Genomic DNA, 17,693 nt, shown 5'->3' with positions numbered 1-17,693 from the left:
CCCAATCGTGCGCCGCAATAGCCCGCCTAAACTGTTTATAAACGTTTACAGGCCGTTGTCAGGCGCGCGGCAGGGGGTTGGAGGCACCAGCCCTGCCAATGGGCTTAAAACCGCGAAAGCCTGACCATGCCTGCCAGCACCATCGTTGATCAGCACGGCCGCCCGTTTGAGGTGGCTCCGATGCAAGAGCAGCAGACCGCCCGCGTGGCGATGTTGCAGCGCGACTGGGCCACCCACCCGGCCAAAGGGCTGACCCCAGCACGACTGGCCAGCATCCTGCAAGACGCCGAGCAGGGTCAGCCAATGGCCCAGCTCGACCTGGCCGACGACATGCTGGAGCGCGATGGCCACGTTTATGCCGAGCTGGACAAGCGCGCTGCCGTGGTGGTGGCCACGCCGCACCAGATCGCCCCGCCACCCAACGCCAGCGCTGCCGAGAAAGCGTTGGCCGAGGAAGTGGCTGAATGGGTGGAGGAGCTGCCGCTGGCGCAGATCAAGAAAGCGGCGATGGATGCCGTTTTGAAGAGTGTTTCAGCCCAGGAAATCCGCTGGGAGATGCAAGGCGGGGCGCTGCTGCCCGTCAGCTTTGAAGCGCGTCCCACGCGCTGGCTGTGCCCGGACGAGCGCGGCACCCGCTGGAACCTGCGCGATGGTTCCAGCGCCTACGGCCAACCGTTGCTGCCGGGTTGTTGGCTGCTGCACCGTCACCGCAGCTTGAACGGCTACATGACCCGTGACGGGCTGGTGCGGGTGCTGGCCTGGCCGCATCTTTTCAAATGGGCCAGTGACACCGACCTGATGGAGATTTTGGAAATTCTGGGTATTCCCATGCGCATCGGCACCTTTCCGGTGGGTGCGAGCGACACGGAGAAAAGCCGCCTGATGCAGGCTGTGGTGAGCCTGGGGCGCAATGCGGCGGGGATCATGCCTGCTGGCATGAAGATCGATCTCATCAAGGGGGCTGAGGGCACCGAGGGGCCCTACCTGTCGATGGCGCAGCGCATGGACGCGGTGCAAAGTAAAGTGATCGTGGGGCAAACGCTCACCAGTGGCGAGGGCCAGCACGGCACCCAGGCGCTGGGCAATGTGCACAACGAGGTGCGCATGGACATCCGCGATGCCGATCTGGCCCAGCTCGCCACCACGCTGACCCAGCAGTTGCTCTGGCCGATGGTCGCGCTCAACAAACCCGGTGTTGACCCACGCCGCGCCCCGCGCTGGAAGTGGCTCACCGACCAGGCCGAAGACCTGAAGACGTTTGCCGAAAACCTGCCGAAGCTGGCCGCCGGGGGAATGCGCATTGCCGTGTCGTGGGCGCACGATCGGCTCAAAATTCCGATGGCGGCGGAAGGTCAGGCGGTGTTGGGTGCTCCCGCCCCCGCACCGTTGCTCGTTCCGCCCCCGCAGCCGGCGCCTGCCCCGGCCCCCAAGGCCGCTGCCGCACGCGGTGCCCTGCCGCCCACCCCAGCCCATGGGCCGCATGATGTGCTGGATGATGTGATCGAGGCCGAGCTGACGCACTGGAAGCCGCTCATGGCGCCGCTGGTGCAGCCGCTGCTGGATGAGATTGACAAAGCGGCGGCATCGGGCGAATCGTTGGAGAGCTTGCGGGCACGTATGGCGCAAATGGCTGCGCGCATGGATACACGTCCCCTGGGTGAGGCCATTGCTCGTGCGGGGCAGAAGGGCGCTGTGTTGGGAGCAGCGGATGTCAATCTGACCCAACCGGGGGTGTGACATGCCCATGCTGAACCTGGGCCAGATGACACCCCGCGATGCCGTGCGTGTGTTTGCAGAGCGCGGCGATCTGCTGCCGTCGTTCCGATGGCAGGATGTGTTCCAGGACGAACACGCGCGCGGCGTGGCCGTGGCTGGCGTAGCGCGGCTGGACATCCTGAACTTGTTCCAGGGCACGCTCGACCAGGCCATCCAGGAGGGGCGGGGCGACAAATGGTTCCGCGAGGCCATGCGGGGCGAGCTGGTGGCCAAGGGATGGTGGGGTGACATCGAGATCACCGACCCTGAAACGGGGGAGGTTCGCACGACGCGGTTTGATGACCGTCGCCTGAACCTCATCCTCGACACCAACACCCGCATGACCCATGCGGCGGCGCGCTGGCAGCGCATGGAACAGCAGAAGGCCCGCAAGCCCCTGGGGCTGTACCAGACGATGCACGATGGGCGGGTGAGTGCCCAGCATGCGTTGTATGACGGGGTCTGCCTGCCGTTGGACGACCCATGGTGGAACACACACTACCCACCGTGCCGCTACCGCTGCCGCTGCCAGGCGTTTTCACTCGACGAAAAAGAGTTGCAAAGGCGCCAGGATGCCGGGCAAACGATCAAGCGGACTGCGCCGGCTGAGCCCGACATCGAGTACATCCACCCCGGCACAGGCGAGGTGATGCAAGTGCCCATCGGCGTGCACCCGAACTTTGCCTACAACCCTGGCAGGGCTGGGATGCGGGACAAGGGGCTGGTGGATGCCATCAAAGCCACGGCGCCACTGTTGCCTCCCCAGGTGGCGCAGGTGGTATTGGCTGACATCGTGCGCGCCATGCCCGACTTGGCGCCTCAGCTCAGCACGCCACTGACGCCGCACCAGTTTGCTCAGGGGCTGAAGGATGCGCGGCTGGAGCCCTACGAAATCACCCCTGCCCAACTGCATGCCCTCACAGACGGGCGACTGGATCCGCAGGCCCTGGTGCGCGCCATCACTGGCACAGATCAATTGCCACCACCTGTGATGGGTGGGGAAAACGCATCGTGGATGGTGGTGATGAAAGAGCGCAATGGGCCGGGTGTGACGGTGCGCGGGCACAACGTGCCAATGCCAGGCGGGACAGCCACGATGCTCACGCAGACGTTCGACTTCAACACGGGCACGGCCCGGCTGGATTTGCTGGAACTGCCCGAGGCCATGCAAGGCGCAGGTGTTGTCAAGCGGTTGATGTCGGCGTTGGTGCCCGAGTACCAGCGCATGGGGATGCGGCGCATCGAGTTGATTGCCAACCTGGACGTGGGCGGCTACGCCTGGGCACGCTACGGGTTCGCCCCCGTGCCCAAGACGGGCACGTTTGCCTATTCACGAGGGGTTGATCCGCTGGCCCTGTTGGCACAGCAGACGCTGCCTGCTGTGGCGCGCCAAGAGCTGGCCGACTTCCAGAGCGCGTTTGACGCGCTGCAAGACGACAATCGCTGGGTGCGCGACCTGCTGTCAGTGGACACGCCTGCGCTGAATGTCATCCTGGCGGGTGTGCCGGAATACGCCCACATGCCGGGGGGTGTCACACTCATGAAGGCTCTGCTGATGGGCAGCGCCTGGGAGGGCATGCTGCCCTTTGATGATGCGCTGGCGATGCGCCACTTCTGGAGTTATGTCCATGCCTCTACCAAGTGACTTTGACCCGTTTGCAGGCGATGCCCTGCGGCCTCGCGGTGATGCCATGTACCAAATGGTGGGAGGTAGGCCGACCAATGCGGCGCTGCACCACTCCATCCTCGACGGCGGCCCCGCTGAGGTCGATGAGGAGTTGATGGCGGCAAACCGCGCCCGTGCGATTGACGGGGGCGTACCGGTGGATGTAGCGGAGCGGTTGTTCAAGGTTAAAAAATGAGCAACGACGCCGGATTGGTCGGGGATTTGATTGGTGAAGAGCGGCTGCTGGCGCTGTTGCGCCAAGCGGTTCAGCGACTGGACAACCTCCAACCGATGTTGGAAAACATCGGAGCAGACTGGGAAGGGCGCATCCGAGAGCGGTTCAGCACCAAGCAAGCGCCAGACGGCAGTGCGTGGACGGGGTTGTCCCCCGCTACGCAGAAGCGGTACGACGCTGAAGATAAGGGCCGCAGCCAGGGCACTTTGCTGGAACGCACGGGGACGATGCGGGACTCGTTGGCGTCTCAAGTGGATAACCGCGACAAGACCGCACCGACGCTGGAGGTGCTCATGTCCCGTCGGTCACACGGCGGAAAGACGGGGCCACTGGGCGGTGAGTGGAGCATCCCCCTGTTGCACGAATACGGCACCCACCGCATGCCGCGACGTGGGTTGTTCACTGCTGACCCGGAGCAGGGTGAGCTGGCGCCGGTAGATCGGGACGCTATTTCGGATGAGGTGGCGCACTGGCTTGCGGCCTCATTTACCAATCCAACCTGAGATATGAGCTTTCAGGCGCTGGCCCGAGCATGTGGCCATGCGCTACTTGCTCGCCCTCCTCTCCTCCACCCTGGCCCTGTCGGGCAGTGCTGATACCTCCCAGGTGCAGGTGCTGCCGTTTGGCGAGTTTGCTGCGCGTGACGGCAGGCCAGGCCCAGGCAAGACCTGGAAGCTCACCGACGCTCAGGGCCGCGCCCTGGCTGCCAAGCTGAACGCCACGGCGGCCAAGACGCCGCTGGTAATCGACTACGAACACCAAACCCTCCAAGCCGAGGAAAACGGCAAGCCGGCCCCTGCTGCGGGCTGGATGAAGGCCTTCGCCTGGCGCGATAGGCAAGGCCTGTGGGCCACCACTGACTGGACGGAGGCCGCCAAGGGGTACATCGCAGCGCGCGAGTACCTCTACATCAGCCCCGTGCTGCGCTACGACCCGGCCACCGGCGACGTGGTGGGCCTGGAGATGGCCGCCCTCACCAATTACCCCGCACTGCTGGGCATGGCTGCCGTTGAGGCACGCCTGCGCGCCCAGCTCCACCCCCAGGAGCCCACCGACATGGATTTGCTCAAGCTGCTGCAAGCCCTGTTCAACCTGCCCCAGGCCACGGCCGAGCAGATGCACAGCCACATCACCACCCTGAAAGCCAAAGCCGAGCAAGACGCCGCCACGGCCACTGCTGCCGCTGCGCTCAAGACGGCGCTGACCCAGCTCAAGACCGACCTGGGCCTGCCAACCGAAGGCGACATCACCGCCCCGCTGGCGGCGCTCAAGACCAAGCTGAATGGCGGCACGGGCGATGCCGCCGGCATGGAGGCCCTGCGCGGCATGTTGGCCACGACCCAGAGCGAGCTGGCCACGCTCAAGGCAAGCGCCCAACAGCGGGAGCTGGATGAACTGCTGGCCGCTGCCATCCCCACCAAGTTCGTACCGGCCATGCGCGCCGCGCTGGAAAAGCTGGGCAAGACGGACATCGCCCAACTGCGCGCGATGGTGGAGGCCCAGCCTGCGATGAACGCCCCGCTGCTGGATGGCCAGAACGGCGGCAAGAGCCCGCCGCCGGGCGACCCCAATGCTGAGCTGAATGCGACCGAGCTGGGCGTGTGCCGCGCGATGGGTCTCACCCCCGAGGCCTACAAGAAGCAAAAAGTGGCGATGGCTGCGGCCAACGCCTGACCCACCCTCCTGACCGCACCGAGGCGCACCCATGACTGCTCTCACCTCTGATCGCAACGTCCGCACGAAGGGCTGTGGCCCGCGTGTGTTCCCCGTCGGCGCCAGCATGTTGCTGTACGCCGGCGCGCTGGCCGCCATAAATGCCAGCGGCTACCTCGTCAAGGGCAGCACCAGCACCACGCTGCGCGGCGTGGGCGTCATCACCCGCCGCGTGGACAACTCCACCGGTGCCAATGGCGATGTGAAGGCCGAGGTGTCGGCGGGCTGCTGGCCGTTCAAGAACAGCACCAGCACCGACCAGATCACCCGCGCCCACATCGGCATGACGCCCTACATCGTGGATGACCAGACCGTGGCCCTGACCTCGGGCAGCTCCACCCGCAGCACCACGGGCGGCCAGATCTGGGATGTGGACGACGACGGCACCGTCTGGATCTTCTGGGGCGGCGACGAGTGCTGATGCAGCACTGAAGCCACGCAACCAACAGTCTCAAGGACACACGCACCATGCAAGTCACCACCCACAACCTGCGCACGCTCAACGTGGGCTACAGCGCGGCGTTTGCCGAAGGCCTGGGCGCTGCCCCGGCGATGGGTTTGCAGTTCGCCACCCCGGTGCCCAGCACCACAGCCGAAGAGGAATACGCCTGGCTGGGCTCGACCACGAGTTTCCGGGAATGGCTGGGTTCCCGGCAGTACCAAAGCCTGGAAGAGCACGGCTACACGATCAAAAACAAGGAGTTTGAAAACTCGTTCAAGGTCAAGCGCACGGCCATCGAAGATGACCAGCACGGTGTTTACGCCCCGGTGTCGCGCCAGCTCGGCCAAGATGCTGCGCTGCACCCGGATGAACTGCTGTTTGGCCTGCTGCAATCTGGGTTCGACACCAAGTGTTTTGATGGCCAGTACTTTTTCGACACCGATCACCCGGTGGGTTTGGCCGGCAACCAGTCCAGTTTCTCGAACTACGACGGCGGCTCGGGCACGGCGTGGTATTTGCTGGACACCTCGCGCTACATCAAGCCGCTCGTGTTTCAAAAGCGCCGGGACTACGCCTTCAACGCGATCACCAACATCAACAGCGAGCGCGTTTTCGAAATGAACGAGTTCGTTTGGGGCGCTGATGCACGGGTGAATGTGGGTTTTGGCCTGTGGCAACTGGCCCGTGCCAGCCGCCAGACGCTGGACGTGAGCAACTACGCCGCCAGCCGCGCCGCAATGATGAATGTGCGCAGTGACGCCGGGAAACCCCTGGTGGTGCGCCCCTCCGTGTTGCTGGTGCCTCCCTCGCTGGAGCGCCAAGCGCTGGACATCCTCACCGCCGAGCGTCTGGCCAACGGCCAGAGCAACACCATGCGGGACACCGCCAAGGTGGTGGTTTGCCCCTGGCTGTCCTGAGCCGGCCTTTACTGAACATCAAGGAAACCACGTCATGGGTATCAAGCAAGTGCAGGCGCTGGCGATTGCGGCCACGTCTGAAAAGGGTTTTCGCCGCGCCGGTCGTTTCTGGGGGCCGGGCACCCAAAAGGTGCCGGTGGGTGAATTCACCGAAGCGCAACTGGCCGCCCTGCGCGATGAAGCCGGCAAGGGTTTGGTGGTGGTGGACACCACGATGGAAATCGAGGTGCCCGATGCTGCCAAAGCCCCGGCTGAATCCCCCGCTGCTGCATCGGCTGCTGGTGCCGCACCGCCCGCTGAAGATCCCGCGCCGGCCAAGCCCGCCAAGGGCAGCAAGTAACCGCGCTCCCTGAGCGCAGCCGAAGGGAGCCCGCCCCATGAGCTACATCACCCCAGCGGATTTGTTGGCCGAGTTTGGCGAGGACGAGATGATCGACCTCACCGACCGCGCCACGCCCCGCACCCACGCTGTGGATACCGCTGTGGCCCAACGCGCTTGCGACCGGGCCAATTCGGAGGTGGATGCGGTGCTGATGGGGCGCTACACGCTGCCACTCTCATCGGTGCCGGTGCTGCTGCGCTACATCGCGCAGGATCTGGCGTATTTCTATTTGCACCTGGGCACGCCGCCCGAGCACATCAAAACCCGCTACGACACGGCGCAAAAGAACCTGGGTTTCATCCGCCGAGGTGAATTGCAATTGGGTGTCGATGCAGTGGGTGCGCCGCTGGTGGATACCAGCAGCAATTTGCCAGCCGTGGTTTCTGACGGGCGCAACTTCAAACGGGGTTATTGATGGGCGCCCCGAACAACTCGGCATGGGCGGCGGACTTCCTTTTTGTAGGACGTGCCATGGCGGCGCGGCTGGCTGCGAGTGTCCCTGCGCTGCGTGAGAGTTTGATGGTGGATGAAATCGAACCGACAGCCACCAGGACGCGCCAAGTTCCTGCGGCTTTGGTGATGCTGCATGACCAATCCCCAGACGGCGGGGGGGATGGGTATTCGGACGTGTCTGTGGTCAGGCAGCAATGGCTGGTGTTCCTGGTCGATAAAACCGGGCGCAATACCGCTGACCGAGGTGGTGAAAAGGTGGGGCCGTTGCTGCCGCAAATTGTCCAATGCCTGCACGGATGGCGTGTGCCTGGCACAAGCCGCAATCTGGCATGGGCGCCTGGTGCCCCCACACCGAAGTATTTCCAAGATGGCACCGTGATGTTTCCGCTGCTGTTTTCAACTCAGTTTTCAGTTTGATTCGCTGAGAAAGGCTTCCCATGAACTCGAAATCATTGCTCCTGGTTGGCAGTCTGTACGCCCGCGCGGTGGGTACCACGGGCGCCTTCTTCCCTTTGCTGAATGGCAAGGCGGAAATTACCCACAGCCTGGACACCCAGGACGTACCGAACTACGGCCGCACAGGCGGTGGCAAGGATCAAATCCTCTCCCGCGTGAAAGACGTCAAGGTGGAGCTGGAGCTGTGGCGTTGGGACAAGCGGAACTGGGCGCTGGCGTTGGGGGCGCCGGAAAGCGCCATCGTGGACACCGCCCCGGTGGTCGATGAGGCCCATGTTGCGTATGTGGGCGGCATGGTGCGGTTGAACCATGTCGCGTCGGCGATCACCGGTGTCAAGGATGCATCCAATGCTGCGTGCATTGAAGGGACGGACTACAAGCTGGTGCCGGGTGGCCTGATCCCCTTGGAAGGCGGCAGCATTGCCGATGGGGAGGCCATCAAGGTCAGTTACACCAAGGCCGCGTACATCAACTACCAGGCCTGCACGCGCTTGGATGCCGAGCTGGAGTGCTTTTACGTCGGCGAAAACGAGAACGATGGCAACAAGTTGGTGACGGCTGACTTCCATCGCTTGTACGTGCCGCCGACCGACAAGATTGCACTGATGGGCGAAAAGCTGCAAAGCCTGAAGCTCAAAGCCGAACTGCTGGCCGACACAACGAAGGGCCAAGGCCTCAGCGCGTTCTACAGCCTGCGCGCCCAGGTGTGATGCCGAACGGTTCGGCATTCTGGGCAGTGATACCGCACCGTGCGGTGTGACTGCCTATATAAATCAATAACTTAGCTTTGTTTTTACTCCGCACCGTGCGGAGGAATGCCGAACGGTTCGGCAAAAAGGACGCTGCATGGCAGGCCCCATTGACATCATCCTGAGACTGCGCCTCCTGGCTGACGGTGTGATGTCCGGCCTGAGTGGCATTGGCGCGAAAGTGACGGCGGTGGCGGCAGCAGTCACCACGTACTTTACGAGCAAGCTGTTTGCCGGCGCGGTGAGCAGCGCGGCCGATTTGGAGGCCAAACTCTCCGAGGTCAAGGCGGTATCGGGTGCCAGCGCCCAGGAAATGCAGGCCCTGCGCAAAGCGGCTGAGGATGCGGGTGCAACCACCAAATACTCGGCAACTGAAGCGGCCACAGCGCTGGGTAACCTGACCCGTGCGGGGCTGAGCGCCGATCAGGCAATGCAGGCCCTGCCTGCCACGTTGCAGTTGGCGCAAGCGGGTGGCGTGGATCTGGGTCAAGCCGCCGAGTTCATCACCAAGGCGGTGATGGGGATGGGGCTGGCGTTTGGCGATGCGGGCCGCGTGGCTGATGTACTGGCCAAAGGCGCCAACGCCAGCAACACCAGTGTGACGGGGTTGGCTGAGGCGCTGAGCTACACAGCCCCCATTGCCAAGTCGGTGGGTCTGAGCCTGGAACAGACCGTCGCCATCATTGGCAAGTTCGCCGATGCGGGGATCGATGCCAGCCGGGCGGGCACGGCACTGAATGCGATCCTGAGCCAGTTCAGCGACCCGGCCAGCAAGTTCCGCACGGAGCTGGGCACGATCGGGATCATCACCAACGACTTCGGCGAGGCGCTGCGCCAGTTGGGCACCAAGGGCGCCGTGGGTGAGCGCGCCATCTTGGCGGTTGGGACGGAGGCGGGGCCGGCGCTGCGGTCACTGTTGAATCAGGGCATCGGGGCACTGGATGAGCTGACGGGGAAGCTCAAAAATGCCAAAGGCAGCGCCGCCGAGACGGCTGCTGTGATGGGCGACAACCTGCGCGGGGCGCTGGGTGGGTTGAGCAGCGCGTGGGAAACGGTGATGAATGCCCTGGGCACACCGACGCTGCCCATCCTGAAAGACGGTGTGAACCAACTGGCTGCGGCGCTGTCTGCGGCGGTCAGTAATGGGACGGTGGGGAAGTTCGGGGATGCCTTGGCTGCTGCGTTCAAGGCGGCCATTGAGTGGGGCACCCGGTTTGTAGGCGCGGTGGATTTTGAGGCCGTGTCGGTGCAGTTGCAGACGTTTGCCACCAACCTATCGGTGACTCTGGACGACCTCGGCGCCAAAGCCAAGAACGCCGGCAACGTGGTGCAGACCGCGTATGGGGTGATGAGCGCCGGGGGCAACACAGTACTGGCGGGCGTGTATGTGCTGGGTGCGGGGTTCTCCAGCTTGGTTCAGTCGGCGCAGGCCTGGTACGCGTTGTACCTGGACATGATGTCCAAGGTGACATTTGGCGAAGTCAGTGCCCGGTACAAACTGGCGGCCGACGAGGTGCGCGTCAGTGCAGCGGCCTCTGGGGCGGCCACGGATGCATTCATGGCCAAGGCCCGCCAGGCAATGGATGACGCTGCCACAGCGGCTGAGAGTGCCCAATCGGGTTGGGATGGTCTGACGCAATCGCAGACGCAGGCTGCGGCCCAGGCACCGAAGGTGGTGCAGGCGCAGGCTGATGTGAAGGCGGCGGTGGAGGCCACCAGCTCGGCGGCAAGCGCTGCGGGTGCAGCGGCCAGTGCGGCGGGCGAAGCAGCCAAGACTGGATCGCAGGCCCAACAAGCGGCGGCGGAGGCGGCGCGCGAAAAGGTGGCCACGTTGCGGGCCGAGTACGAAAAGGCTGTGGACGCGGGCGAATGGCAGCGGGCGGCGGAAATTCAGCGGCAGTTGACAGCGGCGCTGCAAGGGACGACAGCAGCCACGAAAGAGAGTGCCGCAGCGGCCAAGGTGGTTGAAGGGGCGTTTGAGCGCCTGGGGATCACGAGCGTCGATCGGCTCACGATGATGGCGGATGCGGCCAAGCGGGATTACCAAATCATCCGCGATGCGGGCACCACAGCAGCACGAGACAAGCAAGCTGCGTTTGAGAAATATGCGTCGGCGGCCATCGCTGCCAATGGTGGTGTGGTCACCGCTGAACTGCGGGCGCAGGCTGCGGCGCAGGGGATGGGTGTTGCAGTGGATGAGGCGGGGCACGCTGTGGTCAAGTCGCTGTCGGCCATTCCCGCCGCTGCTGATGCCGCGACTGAGGCAATGCGGAAGACCCGTGAAGAAGCTGAGAAAACCGCCTCAGCAGTGGTCGCTGTGGTGAAAAACAGTGCTGTGGAGAAACGCAACGGTGAAGTGAAGTCACTGTTCGATGACGATTACCGCAAGCGCACCGGAGACGGCACCACCGCTGGCGGCAACACGCTGATGAGCGTGATCAATGACCTCAAGGGCTATGGCTTGGACGACGAAGCGGCGCAGCAGATCGCCCGCGAGTTTGTGGATGCAAGCGGCAACGTCCCCTACATGAACAACCCCGGCCAACGGAAGTACGGCGGGCCGGGGGGGGGACGCTGTCGTCAGCCCTGCAAACTGCCGCCAGTCAGTACCTCTACGGCAAGGACGGCCACGGCGGCGAAATGGCCCGGCGTGCCGCTGCCGCTGCGGCCCCCGCACCAGCGCCCGCAGCGTCGGGCCAGGTGGCGGCGCCTGCGCCTGCGCCATCTGCTGCGCCCACCACATCGCGCACGGTGTACGCCGTGGCCATCACGATCAATCGGGGCCGCGAAGAGGCCGTGGAGATGGCCTCGCAGGATGACGCTCAGGCCCTGGTGGCGATGCTGCGCCGCCTCGAATCTGACGCCGCACGAGTAGGAGGAGGTTGAGCATGATCCAGTTGAGTGCCAATGGCCTGGTGGTGGTGTTCGGCTCGGGCTGTGCCTGGAGCGATGAGCACAGTTGGAGCCCTGTGGGGCAGACCGTCGAGCGGTCATTGACCGGGGCGCTGATCGTGCAATCGGCCAGCGCGCCCGCCGAAGCGGGCCGACCGGTGACCCTGCAAGGTGTCGAGCAGGGCGCCGGGCTGGTCAGCCTGACCGACGTGCAGACGCTGCGCGGATGGGCCGCAGAGCCCGGCCAGGTCATGACGCTGACCACCCCGGACGGGGTGCGCGAGGTGATCTGGCGCCACCACGACGCCCCGGCGATCACGGCCGATCCCTATACGTTTTACGACGATCAGCAGGCTGGCGACATGTATGTCGTGACGGCCAAGCTCATGGTCATTTAAAGGAGAGACACCACATGCCCATCCTCTCAGGCGACGTGGTATTGCTGGCATCGGCGGTCATGGCTGATGTGGCCGAAGGCGGCGGTGCTCCCACGGGGACGGTGATCAGCGATGCTGAAAACGCGCTGTTCCCGGATATTTCAGAGTTGGATCGTGCAGGGGGGCGGGTCAATCTGCGCAAAACGTTTGTGGCGATCCGCTCTGACGACACCGACACCTACTTCGGCTCCAACGTGATCGTGGCGCAGCCACCCACGGACGCCAATACGGCCGTCACGCTGTTTGCCCGCGACGCGACGTTCGACACGCGGTCGGAGGCGCAATCACGCGTGGAGGCGTACCTCAACAAGGGGCCGCTGTGGCCGGGGTATCTGTACGAGGGCCACATCACCGGGCAACGTGTGGTGCAACTGTTTCAACGTCCGTCCGAGGCCCCGCCCACGGTGGGGCAGACGTTGGTGTTGGTCAAAGACGAGGGCCTGTCCACGCAGGTGGAGCAGTACATCCGCGCCATCACGGTGTCCAGCGTCACCCGCACCTTCACCGCCGGCGATGGGTCGGAGTACCAAGCGGCTATCGTGTCCGTTTTCCTGAGCGATGCCCTGCGGTTCGATTGCCCCGGCAGCCCCGCCTCCGAGACGTTCGCCCGCCTCAGCACCGCTGCTGCGGTGCGCGATACCGTGGTGGCCGATGCGGGCACCTACGCTGGGGTGTCGCCCCTGGCCGAGTCGGTCAGCATGGGGGCGATGAAGATCAAGGCAGAGTCGATCTACTCGCAACTGGTGCCCAGCGCCCAGACCGAGGCGCCGCTGTCGGTCATGCCGCCCTATGCGGCTGCTGGGCTGCCGATCCCGGGCGCGGGCAGTGTCACCTACACCGCCACCCATGCGTGGACACCCACCACCAAGCTGGCTCTGCCGGGAGGGTGCCTTCCAGGATCACTGTCGATCCAAGTGGCCGGTGTCACGATCACCGACGCTGGCGGGATGTTGCGATCAGCCGGGGCCGATGTGGGCACCATCGACTACGCCAACGGGCTGCTGACATCCGCCGCAGGGGACTACTCGGCCAGCAAGGTCATCACCTACACCCCCGCAGCGCAGGTGCTGCGGGTTCCGCAGAGCGCCGAAATCGAGATCACGGCGGCGTCCCGCAGTCAGTCCTACGTGGGGGTGATCGATCCTCAGCCCCAGCCCGGCACGCTCTCGGCCAGCTACCGCGCGGGCGGGCGGTGGTATGTGCTGTCGGACGATGGCACCGGCGCGCTCAAGGGCAGCGATGCCAGCTACGGCGCCGGCACGTTCAACCCCGCGACGGGCGGCTACATCCTGACGCTGGGTGTGCTGCCGGATGTGGGTAGTTCGGTCATCCTGAGCTGGGGCGCACCGACGCAAGAGACCCGGCACCCCACCGCTGTGACGCTCAAGGCGACGCAGACGATCGCGTTGGCGCCGCCGGCTGGAACATCGGTACAGCCGGGCTCAGTGACGGTGTCTTGGCTGCAAGCGGGCGTGTCCAAGAGCGCCACCGCTGGCGCGGATGGGGTGCTGTCCGGCCATGCCACGGGCACGGTGCGCGTGGCGCAGGGGGTGATCGAGGCGTTCGCGCCCGCGACCCTGCCCGCCGTAGGGGCGCAGTTGACGATCGGCTATGTGGCCGGCCCCAAGACGTCCGACGCATTTGCACATCCGTCGCGGCAGGGCGATGGGCGGCTGGCGGTGACAGCTTCGGCGGCCATCACGCCGGGGAGCTTGGAGGTTGAGTGGAACACCGTCACAGACACTGCTGTGCTGGGCACCTATACCCTGGGCCAGTTGACCGAAATGGGCGTTTCGACGTGGGTCGATCCGACGCAATATGCGCGGGACGACGGCGGCGGAAAAATCATGCGGGAAGGTGTGCAAATTGGCACAGTGACGTATGCGACGGGAGCGATTACCTGGAATCCAGATGTCACGATCAAATTACCGAGGCCGAAATACAGCGCCGCATTGGACGACGATTTATACCGCTGGCGCTTGACCTATACCGGGCTGGAGTATGTGGATGCGCCGTCCATTTACCCAGCCGATGAATCCGGGGCGGTGACCCTGCGGTACAACTCGCCCGGCTCGACGAGCACCCGCACCGAGACGGTGACGTTCACCCCGAAGGTGCAACTGGTGCCGGGCGTTGTGGCGCCAGTGGTGCCTGGCACGGTGGTGCTGACGATCCCCGGATCGCAGCCGTGGGGGGACAGTGGCACGGGTGTGCTGCGCGAAAACACCGTGGCGTCTGGCTGGCTGACGCGGGGCACCATCGACTACACCACGGGCGTCATTGCCCTGTCGTCCTGGGCCACGGGGGCGACCAATGCACTCAGCCGGGTGTCGTGCGTCACCACCTTGGGCAATGCGCTGTCCAGCGAGTTTGTGTTCAGGGCTTCCTCGGCGCCCTTGCGACCGGGATCGCTGTCGATCCAGTGGACGCGCACGACCGGGGGCCCCAAATCGGTCACGGCGGGGGTGGATGGCGTGATCAGTGGCACCGGCGTGGCGGGCAGCGTGGATTACGAGACCGGGCTGGTGCGGGTGCGGTTCGGGGCGATGGTCACGGCGGCGGGAAATGAATCCCAGCCGTGGTATTCGGCCAGCCGGGTGGAGTCGGATGGGCGCATCTGGCGGCCCGATCCGATCGTCATGACCACGCTGCGCTACAGCGCGGTGGCCTACAGCTACCTGCCGCTCGATGCCAGCATCCTGGGCATGGATCCCGTGCGGCTTCCAAGTGACGGGCGGGTGCCGATTTTCAGAGCGGGTGGGTTCGTTGTGGTCGGTGCCAAAACAGCCGTCACGGCCACCGTGGCCAATGGGCAGACGGTGTTTGCTGGGCGCGAGCGGCTGTCTCGATTGCGCGTGGTGGGGGCCAACGGTGCGGTGATCAGCACCGGCTACACCACCGATTTGGACGCTGGGACGGCAACCTTCAGCGACGTTTCGGCCTACGCCCAGCCCGTGCGAATCGAAGGGCGCGTGGAAGACATGGCGATGATCCGCGACGTGCAGATCAATGGGGAGATCGGGCTGTCTCGGCCCATCACCCACGACTACTCGGCGCCTGGAAGTTACGTCTCGACGGCGCTGGTGCTCGGGGATCTGTTTGCCCGCGTGGAGCGCGTGTTTGACCAATCGAGTTGGTTCGGCGCGTGGTCTGACAGCCCCGAACCGGGTTCAAGCACCCTGGCGGCCTACAACAACGCCGACCATCCCATCCTGATCACAAACCGGGGGGGCATCACGGAGCGCTGGATTGCCCGGTTCACCACGACGACGAGCTACGAGCTGATTGGCGAGCATGTGGGTGTCGTGGCCGTGGGTAACACCGGCCAGGACTTCGAGCCGCTCGGGCCATCTGGGGCGCCCTATATGCACATTCCAGCGGCTGGCTGGGGCGGCGGTGGGTGGTCGGTGGGCGCGATCCTGCGGATCAACACCATCGGTGCGATGGCACCGATTTGGGTCGTTCGCACGATCAATCCGGGCGCAGCGTATGACACACCGGATCAATTTGAACTGTCGCTGCGTGGCGACGTGGACGCTTAAATTGAGGAGATCACATGGCCGCATCGGTTTTTTGGCATGCGAACTACTTGGCAGGGGCGCCGCAGCTCACCAACGCCTGGGGGAGTTTGACGGCGCTGTTGGACGCCTGCTTGGTCAATGGGTACGGGGTCAAGACGATCGCCACGCTGACATCGACCGTCGCGGGGGTGGCCACGGCCACGGTCACCGGCGGGCATGCATTCGTGGCCGGGCAGGTCGTGGAGATTGCCGGCTGCGCGCAGGCCAACTACAACGGCCGCTGGACGGTGCTGAGCGCGCAGGCCACGAGTTTTACTTTTCAGCTCGACGATCCGGGGTCGATCCGCACGGCGACCACCACCACATCGATCACCGCCAAAACGCCCAGCCTGGGGTGGAGCAAGCCCAACACGGGTACAAACCGGGGCGCCTACCGGGCCCCCACGGGTAACCGCAACCTGCTGGTGGTGGACAACTCCCAGCGGGCGGGGTACGACTCAGCGTGGGCCAAATGGGCGTCAGTGGGGATCGCATCGGCGATCAGCGGGATCAATCCGATCGTGGTCACGGGCATCCAAGCGCCGTATGACCCCACCAACCCTGCGCGCAACTGGACGACGGCGGGCACCGGTGGGGATTGGGGGTGGGCGAAGTGGATTCACGCGCGGCAGTACGGGTGGCTGAATGAGGGGGACGGCGGCGCCGGTAATCGGGATTGGCTGCTGGTCGGTGATGGCGTGATGTTCTACCTGTGGGTCAAGGTGTCAACGGGCTGGGGTGGGTTCGCGCAGTACGCGTTTGGGGATGTGTCGTCTTACGTGGCCGCAGGTGACGCGACGGGGACGGTGCTGGTGGCAACTGAGAGCGCCAACGAGGATCAGCCCGGTTCCGGCAACAGCTTTGGCCTGGGCGAGTCGCTGGCCTATGCCGGCAAATGGCTGCTGCGCAACCACACGCAACAGGGGCTCCCCGTCAAGTGCGCGGCCACGCCGGCACTGCACATGGCCAATGGGGTGCTGACATCGGGGCGAGGGCCAATGCAGTACCCACACGGCCCGGACAACGGGCTGTGGCTGACGCCGACGCTGTGCGTGCAAGAGGGGATGAACTCCGTCAGGGGGACGTTCCGGGGGTTGTATTGGATGCCTCAATACAAGCCGGTCGGGCACGGCGCTGTGTTCGACCAGGTCGTCAGAAACACCACCCGCCGGATGATGGCGGTGGCGTGGCAGGGGTACAGCGAGGGTGACGGCGTGACCATGGCCATTGATCTGACGGGGCCGTGGACATGAGTGCCCATCGTTGGTGGCGATGCAGGTGCATCGCCACGCTGAGCGGCCAGGTCTTGGTGGGCGAGCTGCAATTTCGCAGCGCGGCGGGTAGCAATTTGGTCGCGGGTGGCACGGCGATTGCGTCGTCGCAGTACGTCGACAACGCCCCAGAACGTGCATACGACGGCGCCGCCGCCACCTATTGGCAGGCCTACATGTACGAAGGGCACGCCCCGGATCGATGGATCGGCTACCAGTGGCCCGCAGCGGTCGATGTCGCGCAGATTGCTGTGCAGCAGCTTCCGGGTGGCGGCGATCACTATTGGATCGGAGCCCTCGTGGAGTGGTCGGACGACGGCACGACATGGGTGCAGTACGGCTACGCCGCGCTCCCGTCACCCACATCCAGCACAGATTTGGCGTGGAAGGTCGGCATCATCGTCCCGGTCAGGTCAGTGCTGTACGACCTGACGCGCGGCCTGACAGCCAGCGGTGCGCCCGGCGGTGCGGTGGCATCGGTGTTGCCTGATTTGGCGCCATCGGCCCGAGACATTGATGGTGGGCCCGGCGTGATCGCGGGTTCCGTGGCCGTGCTGGGGCCGCCAGTGACACCGCTGGCGCGGCGGGTGCTGCTGATCTCGGAGCGGCTGAGGCGCGTGGTGCGTGAGACGTGGTCGGGCACGGATGGGCTGTACCGGTTCGATGGGCTCTCCGTGGCCGACACGTACTCGGTGGTGTGCCACGACAACGCCGGGACGTACCGCGCCCTGATCGCCGACGGGCTCGCGCCCACCTTGGAGTAAC

General features: G+C 64.9%; 16 protein-coding genes. All 16 read left to right on the top strand.

Going from position 1 to position 17,693, the window contains the following annotated elements; all coding sequences use genetic code 11:
- The first annotated feature begins 126 nt into the window (after positions 1-126).
- The 16 genes from VITFI_RS00575 to VITFI_RS00500 all read left to right on the top strand — a co-directional run bounded on the left by VITFI_RS00575 (position 127) and on the right by VITFI_RS00500 (position 17,692).
- On the top strand, positions 127-1,737 hold the full coding sequence (locus VITFI_RS00575; RefSeq protein WP_089415349.1) for a DUF935 domain-containing protein: 1,611 nt from the start codon (positions 127-129) through the stop codon (positions 1,735-1,737).
- Position 1,738: 1 nt separating this feature from the next.
- Positions 1,739-3,400 (top strand): phage minor head protein, encoded by a 1,662-nt coding sequence (locus VITFI_RS00570; protein WP_089415348.1) that lies wholly within the window; start codon positions 1,739-1,741, stop codon positions 3,398-3,400.
- On the top strand, positions 3,384-3,617 hold the full coding sequence (locus VITFI_RS00565; RefSeq protein ID WP_089415347.1) for a hypothetical protein: 234 nt from the start codon (positions 3,384-3,386) through the stop codon (positions 3,615-3,617). The genes VITFI_RS00570 and VITFI_RS00565 overlap by 17 nt, the downstream gene beginning before the upstream one ends.
- Positions 3,614-4,159, top strand: a complete 546-nt coding sequence (locus VITFI_RS00560; protein WP_089415346.1) for a phage virion morphogenesis protein — start codon at positions 3,614-3,616, stop codon at positions 4,157-4,159. The genes VITFI_RS00565 and VITFI_RS00560 overlap by 4 nt, the downstream gene beginning before the upstream one ends.
- Before the next feature lie 37 nt (positions 4,160-4,196).
- The gene (locus VITFI_RS00555) at positions 4,197-5,330 is read left to right on the top strand and encodes a phage protease (RefSeq protein WP_089415345.1); all 1,134 of its coding nucleotides are present in this window, start codon (positions 4,197-4,199) and stop codon (positions 5,328-5,330) included.
- A 31-nt stretch (positions 5,331-5,361) separates the two neighbouring features.
- A complete protein-coding gene (locus tag VITFI_RS00550; protein ID WP_089415344.1) occupies positions 5,362-5,790 on the top strand; it encodes a hypothetical protein in 429 nt (142 codons plus the stop codon).
- A gap of 47 nt (positions 5,791-5,837) precedes the next feature.
- Positions 5,838-6,728, top strand: coding sequence for a Mu-like prophage major head subunit gpT family protein (locus tag VITFI_RS00545; RefSeq protein ID WP_089415343.1), 891 nt, complete (start codon positions 5,838-5,840; stop codon positions 6,726-6,728).
- A 34-nt stretch (positions 6,729-6,762) separates the two neighbouring features.
- A complete protein-coding gene (locus tag VITFI_RS00540; protein ID WP_089415342.1) occupies positions 6,763-7,068 on the top strand; it encodes a hypothetical protein in 306 nt (101 codons plus the stop codon).
- A gap of 37 nt (positions 7,069-7,105) precedes the next feature.
- Complete coding sequence (locus VITFI_RS00535) at positions 7,106-7,525, top strand: gp436 family protein (protein WP_089415341.1); 420 nt, start codon at positions 7,106-7,108, stop codon at positions 7,523-7,525.
- A complete protein-coding gene (locus VITFI_RS00530) occupies positions 7,525-7,980 on the top strand; it encodes a phage tail terminator protein (protein ID WP_089415340.1) in 456 nt (151 codons plus the stop codon). The genes VITFI_RS00535 and VITFI_RS00530 overlap by 1 nt, the downstream gene beginning before the upstream one ends.
- Positions 7,981-8,000: 20 nt before the next feature.
- Positions 8,001-8,729: a phage tail tube protein gene (locus VITFI_RS00525; RefSeq protein ID WP_089415339.1), complete on the top strand. Its 729-nt coding sequence runs from the start codon at positions 8,001-8,003 to the stop codon at positions 8,727-8,729.
- 136 nt (positions 8,730-8,865) lie between these two features.
- Positions 8,866-11,643: a phage tail tape measure protein gene (locus VITFI_RS00520; protein ID WP_089415338.1), complete on the top strand. Its 2,778-nt coding sequence runs from the start codon at positions 8,866-8,868 to the stop codon at positions 11,641-11,643.
- Between the two features lie 13 nt (positions 11,644-11,656).
- The gene (locus VITFI_RS00515) at positions 11,657-12,058 is read left to right on the top strand and encodes a hypothetical protein (protein WP_089415337.1); all 402 of its coding nucleotides are present in this window, start codon (positions 11,657-11,659) and stop codon (positions 12,056-12,058) included.
- Positions 12,059-12,072: 14 nt separating this feature from the next.
- Complete coding sequence (locus tag VITFI_RS00510) at positions 12,073-15,639, top strand: hypothetical protein (protein WP_089415336.1); 3,567 nt, start codon at positions 12,073-12,075, stop codon at positions 15,637-15,639.
- A 14-nt stretch (positions 15,640-15,653) separates the two neighbouring features.
- Positions 15,654-16,910, top strand: coding sequence for a hypothetical protein (locus tag VITFI_RS00505; RefSeq protein WP_089415335.1), 1,257 nt, complete (start codon positions 15,654-15,656; stop codon positions 16,908-16,910).
- Positions 16,907-17,692, top strand: coding sequence for a hypothetical protein (locus tag VITFI_RS00500; RefSeq protein WP_089415334.1), 786 nt, complete (start codon positions 16,907-16,909; stop codon positions 17,690-17,692). Before VITFI_RS00505 ends, VITFI_RS00500 begins: the two co-directional genes overlap by 4 nt.
- Position 17,693 lies beyond the last annotated feature (1 nt).

It is taken from the genome of Vitreoscilla filiformis (assembly GCF_002222655.1).
Taxonomy (GTDB): Bacteria; Pseudomonadota; Gammaproteobacteria; order Burkholderiales; family Burkholderiaceae_C; genus Ideonella; species Ideonella filiformis.
Note: the sequence above shows the minus strand (reverse complement) of the source record. Positions and strands in the feature narration are given on the sequence as shown.